This window comes from Rhodococcus sp. ARC_M12 (genome assembly GCF_022810385.1).
Classification (GTDB): Bacteria; Actinomycetota; Actinomycetes; order Mycobacteriales; family Mycobacteriaceae; genus Rhodococcoides; species Rhodococcoides navarretei.
In genome coordinates this window covers 1-255 of record NZ_JALGQI010000102.1, presented here as the reverse complement: position 1 = coordinate 255, position 255 = coordinate 1, and the positions used below count along the sequence as shown (strand labels likewise).

The following is a 255-nucleotide window of genomic DNA, read 5'->3' as shown; positions in this document are numbered from 1 at the left end:
ATCACCAGTCCCGCCGCGATGGTGAGCAGACCTACAGTGGTCATCACCCGCAGGCCAACAATGTTCGACAGCCAGGGTGCAATCACCGAGATCACGATGAGCGGCACGACCATAGGGGTCAACGCCAGCGCGGCGGTGAGCGGTCCATAACCGAGAATCAACTGCAGATACTGCACCAACAGCAAGAACACCCCGAAGGTCACCAGAAATTGGATACAGACCGACAGTGCGCCGGCACCGAAGCCACGGCGGGCG

General features: G+C 60.4%; 1 pseudogene. It reads right to left on the bottom strand.

The features are described 5' to 3' along the window. A pseudogene (locus MTX35_RS26380) lies at positions 1-255 on the bottom strand (MFS transporter); the annotation flags it as partial.